The sequence below is a fragment of the Amycolatopsis sp. NPDC054798 genome, from assembly GCF_053611505.1.
On sequence record NZ_JBSHAM010000009.1, the window covers coordinates 161,996 to 168,269 of the forward strand.

Genomic DNA, 6,274 nt, shown 5'->3' on the forward strand with positions numbered 1-6,274 from the left:
GGGCCCTTCACGGACGGTCGAGGACGCGGAAATCCAGTTCGGACAACGGCGAATCCGGGTTGAGCGCCACGCCGACCGTGCGCAGGGTGTCGTCGAGGATCGACCAGACCCAGCGGGCGAGCAGTTCGCGCAGATCGTCGCGGCCGATGCCGCGCGGGACGTCGAGCCAGTGCGCGGTGCTGGATTCGACCAGCCCGACCAGTCCGTACGCGATGGTCTCGCCGACCCGCTGATCCGCGCCGAACAAACCGAGGTAGTACTCGAACAGCACGGTCAACTGCCGGGCGATCGCGGTTTTCACGTCCGCGACGACGTCCCGCGGCCCGGTCACCGACTGCCGCATCAGATATTGATAAAGCGCGCGATGTTCGGAAAGCCATTCGATATGCGCGCCGATCGTCGCGTGCACCATCTCGCGCGGCGTACCGGAAATCCCCCACAGCGGAGAGAATTGCGCGCCGATCATTTCCGCCGCGCGCAACGCGATAGCGCGTTGCAGATCCGCGGTGTCGGAGAAATGCTTGTAAATACGCGTGCGAGCGACGCCGGCCTCGTCGGCGATCTGCTCGGTGGACACCTCCGGCCCGTACCGGGCGATCGCGCGCATCCCGGCTTCCACGAACTCCCGGCGCCGGCGTTCCCGCTGCCCTGCCCACCGGGTGGCCCGCCCATCGGGCGGAGTACCTGAGGACGTCATCCGCGCGAGTGTATCGCCGGGTCACATACCGGATACGGCGCTGTACCTGTTACTTTTCGTATAGAGGGATGACTGTCAGTGGTCGGGATTGCTTCGATGTGGCCCAGATCATGGACCGGGAGTGCGTCATCGACGCGCGGGGAGCGAGTCGCGTCGATGAAGCGAGCGTCGCCCACAGGGGTGGCGTGCAGGGAGGAACACATGGACGGCGAACAGCACCGGCCGGAACTGTCGACCGGACACCGGGTCACCTACCTGGTCGGCCAGCGCACCGGACGGCGGCAACTGTGCCGGCGCGGGGTGGTCACCGGGGCCCCGGTGATCGACGACGCCACCGCGGTCACCTGGGTCCCGGTCCAGGTGGACGGCCAGGCGAGAGACGCGGACCCGCAATGGATCGCGGCCGACGCGATCATCGACGTGGTGAGCGCGTCATGAGCGCCGAACAGGGCGTGGCCACCCCGATTTTCGACGGCGTGGTCGCCGAGGCCGGAGTGGACTGGTCCGAAGAGGACGTTCCGCCCGGCGGCAAGAACGGCAAGAGCGGGGCGGACGAGGGCAAGAAGGCGGGCTCGGGGAAGTAATCGGCACCGGACTCGGCTCGACGGCACGACCCGACTGCATGGCACGGCCTGACCCGGCTCCATGGCGCGGCTAAACGGCACTGTCAGCCCGACCCGGCTCCACGACACAGCCCGACCCGGCGCTACGGCGCGGCCCGACCCGGCTCCACGGCACTGCCCAGCCCGACCCGGCGCCGCGGCTCGGCAGCCCAGCCTCGGCTGAATGTCGCGGTGCTGGCACGTCCGCGACCGGGCCACCCGGACGGCGGGATTAGGCCAGTTCGGTATTACCGGTCCGCGCGACCAATACTGCACTCGTCCGGGTGAACTGCGCGACGCCGAATGGCGGTGAATGCTGCCCTATTCACCCCTCGCCAGAAACCCTCGGCACCACGCCCAGACCGCTCCGGATCGGCTCACTCAGCGCCGCCCGCGCCCGCGCCGATCACCTCAGCCCACTCGCCGACAAATCCCCACCAATTCCCCAGGAAGCACGCAAAGGATCAACGCCGCGCTTCCTCCAAATACCGCAGCACCGCCGTGACCCGCCGATCAGCGCTGTCGTCCGGGGCCAAATCCAGTTTCGCGAAAATGCTGCGAATATGTTTGTGCACCGCGCCGTCCGTCACCACCAGCCGTTCGGCGATCGCGCTATTCCCCAATCCTTCCGCCATGAGCGCCAGCACCTCCCGTTCCCGCGGGCTGAGCCGTTCCAGTCCGGAATCCGCGCGCGTCCGGGTCAGCAGCTGCGCGACCACTTCGGGATCGATCGCCGTCCCGCCGTCGGCCACCCGGTTCAGTGCCTCCATGAACTCGGTGACCCGGCCGACGCGTTCCTTCAGCAGATACCCGAGCCGCGCGCTGCCGCTGCCCAGCAAATCCGTCGCGAAGGCCTGCTCGACATACGCCGACAGCACCAGCACCGCCAGCCCCGGCTGCCGGCGCCGGGCTTCGACGGCCGCGACGATGCCTTCGTCGGTGTGCGTTGGCGGCATCCGGACGTCCACGACCGCGGTGTCCGGCTCGTGTTTGTCCACTGCGGCAAGGAAATCGGCCGGGTTGTCGGTGGTCGCGACGACGTCAAGACCTTCCGCGCGCAACAGCAGCGCGAGACCTTCGCGCAGCAACGGGTCGTCCTCGGCGATCACAATCCGCATGGCAGGCTCACAGTCAGCGTGGTCGGTCCGCCGGCGGGGCTCGCCAGCGCGAAAATTCCGTCGAGCGCCTCGACCCGGCGACGCATCCCGCCCAGCCCCGAGCCGCCGGTTTCAGCCGCGCCACCGCGGCCGTCGTCGGTGATCCGCAGATGAAGCACGTCGTCCTCCCGGCGCAGCACCACCTCGACCCGGTGAGCGCCGCTGTGCTTGGCGACGTTCGTAAGTGCCTCCGCGACCACGAAATACACCGACGCCTCCACCGACACGGCATACCGGCCGGGCAGGTCGGCGTCGATCGTGCACGGCACCGGACAGTCCGCGGCGAGCGCGGTCAACGCGTCGGCGAGGCTTCGGTCGGCCAGCACCGGCGGCAGGATGCTGCGCACCACTGCCCGCAATTCGGCCAGCGCGGTCTCAGTGGCGTCTTGCGCGCGGCCGAGGATTTCGTCGACGTCCGCCGAACCCCGTGCGGCTGCCCGGCGGGCCGCGCCGACCAGGACGTTCACCGCGACCAGCCGGTTTTGCGTCCCGTCGTGCAACGCACGCTCGATGCGGCGCAGTTCGGTGGAGTGTGCGTCGAGCGCGGCGGCGCGGGTGGCGGTGAGGTGAGCGATCCGCAGCGCGACGTCAGCGTCCGAGCCCGCGGGCAGCAGCCGTCGCCCGGGCAGCGCCTGCAGCCGCGCCATCGCGGGCAGCAGCGCGACCGACAGGAACGCCCACGCGACGCCGAGCAACGACACCGGCAGCGCTTCGGCCAGGCTGTTCACCTGCCAGCCGAGTGACGCCGTGGCCTCGTCCGGCGGCAGCAAGTACCAGTAGAGCGGGAAAAGCCCGTCCCGCGCGGTGTTGAGCACGATCGTCAGCGCGATGAAGCCGAGCAGAAAACCCGCCACGGCGTGTACCGCGATCCACAGCAATTCGCGTTGCACGGCCCGGTCGCGCAGGGCCGCGCCGAGCCGCTCGGGTCCGGGCCCCGGGCTGATGATGTCCGGTTTCATCGCGGTGAGCCGGATCCGCTCCCGGTCGGCGACCGCGTGCACGACCCGCAGCATCGGCCGCGCCAGCACCAGTCCGACGCCCACGAGGCACAGCACCGCGACCGCGACCGCGCCGAGCAGCACCAGCAGCGCCAGCACCGAGGTGCCGATCCCGCCGACGAGGTGTTCCAGCGCGTCGAGAGCAACCCGGACGCGCACGGTCCACGGACGCGGCTGGGGTTCGCCTGCGGTTGCCATCGCACCTCCTACGCCGCCGAACCCTAGCCGAGGAATCCGTCCCGGCACCGCCGCTGAGAGAAGGAGTACAGCCTGCTGTACCTCGATCCTCCCGCGCACGGGATCGTCCTGGCGAGCCCCGATTCGTAGCGTTCGGGGCATGACGAAATCACCTCCCCGGGCAGGTGCCCGGGCCTTGCTGTGGGGCGTGCTGGTGCTGAGCGCCGCGGCCAACGCCATTACGTCGGCTCTCGGCGTCAATCTGTTGCTGAGCACCGTTTTCGGCGTCGTCACGCTCGCGGCGGGCGTCGCGCTCATCGCGAACTACCGCACTCGCCGCTGAACCCGACCGTCCACAGTGGACCTCGAAGAGCGGCCGTTCAGTAGTAGATCTGCCCAGGGACTCCGCCGCCGACCGCGATGGCGTCCCCGTTGATCGCGACGCTGCGCGGGGACGCCAGGAACGCCACCACGTCCGCCACCTCAGCCGCCGTCACCAACCGCCCGTTGCTCACGCCCGCGGTGAGGCTCTTTTCCAGCTCCGCCACCGAAATCCCCCGCGCAGCGGCGATCTCGGCGAATTTGTCCGGCGTCCGCTCGGTAACCGTGTACCCCGGGTGCACGACCGTCACGGTGATGCCCTGCGGCCCCAGTTCGTCGGCGAGATTCTTGGTCATCGCCGCGACCGCGACGTTGCGAATCGAACCGAACGTCGAACCGGCCAGCCGCGCGTTGAGTCCGCTGACGTTCACGATCCGGCCCCAGCCGCGCTCCCGCATCCCCGGCGCGAGCGCGCGGGCGCAACGCAGGTAACCGAGCACCTTGGTCTCGATCTCAATGCGCAAGTCCTCGTCACGCAGGTCGTCGAGCGGCGTCCGCACCCCGCTCGACGCCGGGGCCGCGCAGTTGACCAGTACGTCCGCCGCACCGAATTCCGTCTTGACCCGCTCCGCCATCGCCACGACCGCAGCGTCGTCAGTGGTGTCCGTCGGCACCGCGATGACCTTGGTGCCGTGCTTGCCGACGCTCTCCACCGCCGCGGCGAGCGCCACGACGTCCCGGCCGACAAGCGCCAGGTCAGCGCCCTCCTCCGCGAGCACCCCAGCAACCGCCAGCCCAATACCGCGGCTGGCTCCCGTGACGACCGCGCACTTGCCCTTCAGACCGAGATCCACAGCAGCTCCCTGAATGTCAACGACGCCGACGAGGCTTGCCACGCCCACCGGTCTTGGGCACGTTCCGCCGACGAGCTTGTTCACGCTGCGGCTGCGGTTTCTTCTTGGCCGGTGCCGCCTTGCCCGTCTTCGCCTGCGTTTCCTGCTGCCCGCGGGTGCTGTTCACCGTGCGCCCGCGGACGATGCCGATGAACTGCTCGACCAGGTCGCTGGTCTCGCCTTCCGGCCACGACAACGCGACGCGCGACTGCGGCGCGTCGGCGACCGGACGGTAAGTAAGGTCGCGCCGATGGTGCAGCCGAGCGAGCGACTGCGGCACCAGCAAGACGCCGACGCCCGCGGCCACCAGCTCGATCGCGTCACCAGTCGTCTCCGGCCGCTCAAGCGCAGGCTTGCCGGGCAGCTCGTCCCAGCCGAGCGAGTCGTCGAGCGGATGCAGCACGAGTTCGTCCGCGAGGTCCGCAATGGACACCTCGTCGGCCGCCGCGACCAGGTGCTCTTTGGGGACGATGACCACCGTGGTCTCGGTGTAGAGCGGAATCGCGTGCAGCCCCTCACGGTCCTCGGACAGCCGCAGCAGCGCCGCGTCCGCCCCGCCGTCGCGAACCACGCCAGCAGCCTCGGCGGCGGTGACCGCGACCAGGTCAAGCGGCACTTCGGGATTGCGTTCGCCCCAGATCCGGACCCACTTCGCGGGGGTCGCACCCGGCACGTAGGCAAGCCGGAACGCCCGGGGCTGGTCGGCTCCTGTCACGTGGCAAGGCTACCGGCGCGGGGACGCCGGTTACGCTGGTGGGCATGACGGCGCAGAAGACCCCCCAGACCATGAAGCCGGCGACGGCAGCGAAGAAGCTGGGCGTCTACCTCGAAGCCACCCCCGCAGAGTTCCGCGCGGGCGCCGTCTCGCGCGACGAACTGAACGCCCTGCAGACCGACCCGCCAGAATGGCTGCGCGAACTTCGCCGCAACGGCCCGCACCCGCGCCCAGTAGTCGCGGCGAAACTGGGAATCTCCATCGGCGGCCTGGCCCGGGGCGGCATCACCGAAGCCCTGACGACGGACCAAATCGAGGCCCTGAAAACCGAGAACCCCGCCTGGCTGCAACACGAACGCGAAACCCAAGCCGAAGTCCGCCGCGAAGCCGCCCGCCTGCGCGCGGAACAGGCCGACAACTAGTCCACTTCGGACGTTCGCACGCTTGAGTTCTGTGAGGGACCCTTCACGGGCTGGTGGGTTGCGAGGGGAACTCTAGGGAACCAGGTGCCGTGAAGGCGGCCCCGCGGACCGTGGATTACGAGGCGATCCCCTAGGGAATCAACGTCCGTGAAGGACCCCTTCACGAACTGGTGCGGGTTGCGAGAGGAACCCTGGGGAAATCAGGCGCCGCGTAAGCGGCCCCCCTCGGACCGTCGATTGCGAGGCGAGCCCCCAGGGAACCAGTGTCCGTGAGGGGCCCCTTGAGGGAATC

General features: G+C 69.5%; 9 protein-coding genes. 4 read left to right on the forward strand and 5 right to left on the reverse strand.

Features of this window, described 5'->3' with window-relative positions; translation table 11 throughout:
• Positions 1-7: 7 nt before the first annotated feature.
• Positions 8-697 carry a TetR/AcrR family transcriptional regulator gene (locus ACWGIC_RS08700; protein ID WP_452075288.1) on the reverse strand — a complete coding sequence of 230 codons (690 nt, stop codon included), beginning with the start codon at positions 695-697 and terminating at the stop codon, positions 8-10.
• 201 nt (positions 698-898) lie between these two features.
• Here ACWGIC_RS08700 and ACWGIC_RS08705 point away from each other — a divergent pair, with 201 nt between their 5' ends.
• Positions 899-1,135, forward strand: coding sequence for a hypothetical protein (locus ACWGIC_RS08705; protein WP_452075289.1), 237 nt, complete (start codon positions 899-901; stop codon positions 1,133-1,135).
• Entirely contained in the window at positions 1,132-1,281 is a 150-nt protein-coding gene (locus ACWGIC_RS08710) for a hypothetical protein (RefSeq protein WP_452075290.1), read from the forward strand. Before ACWGIC_RS08705 ends, ACWGIC_RS08710 begins: the two co-directional genes overlap by 4 nt.
• Before the next feature lie 482 nt (positions 1,282-1,763).
• Here ACWGIC_RS08710 and ACWGIC_RS08715 read toward each other — a convergent pair whose 3' ends face one another.
• The gene (locus tag ACWGIC_RS08715; protein WP_452075291.1) at positions 1,764-2,417 is read right to left on the reverse strand and encodes a response regulator; all 654 of its coding nucleotides are present in this window, start codon (positions 2,415-2,417) and stop codon (positions 1,764-1,766) included.
• Complete coding sequence (locus ACWGIC_RS08720; protein WP_452075292.1) at positions 2,405-3,652, reverse strand: sensor histidine kinase; 1,248 nt, start codon at positions 3,650-3,652, stop codon at positions 2,405-2,407. The genes ACWGIC_RS08715 and ACWGIC_RS08720 overlap by 13 nt, the downstream gene beginning before the upstream one ends.
• Before the next feature lie 139 nt (positions 3,653-3,791).
• Between ACWGIC_RS08720 and ACWGIC_RS08725 the strand changes: the two genes are divergently transcribed.
• A complete protein-coding gene (locus ACWGIC_RS08725) occupies positions 3,792-3,974 on the forward strand; it encodes a hypothetical protein (protein ID WP_452075293.1) in 183 nt (60 codons plus the stop codon).
• A 37-nt stretch (positions 3,975-4,011) separates the two neighbouring features.
• Here ACWGIC_RS08725 and ACWGIC_RS08730 read toward each other — a convergent pair whose 3' ends face one another.
• Positions 4,012-4,806, reverse strand: coding sequence for an SDR family NAD(P)-dependent oxidoreductase (locus ACWGIC_RS08730; protein ID WP_452075294.1), 795 nt, complete (start codon positions 4,804-4,806; stop codon positions 4,012-4,014).
• A gap of 16 nt (positions 4,807-4,822) precedes the next feature.
• Complete coding sequence (locus ACWGIC_RS08735; protein WP_452075295.1) at positions 4,823-5,560, reverse strand: LysR family substrate-binding domain-containing protein; 738 nt, start codon at positions 5,558-5,560, stop codon at positions 4,823-4,825.
• A 44-nt stretch (positions 5,561-5,604) separates the two neighbouring features.
• Here ACWGIC_RS08735 and ACWGIC_RS08740 point away from each other — a divergent pair, with 44 nt between their 5' ends.
• On the forward strand, positions 5,605-5,982 hold the full coding sequence (locus tag ACWGIC_RS08740) for a DUF5997 family protein (protein WP_452075296.1): 378 nt from the start codon (positions 5,605-5,607) through the stop codon (positions 5,980-5,982).
• The last annotated feature ends 292 nt before the right edge of the window (positions 5,983-6,274 follow it).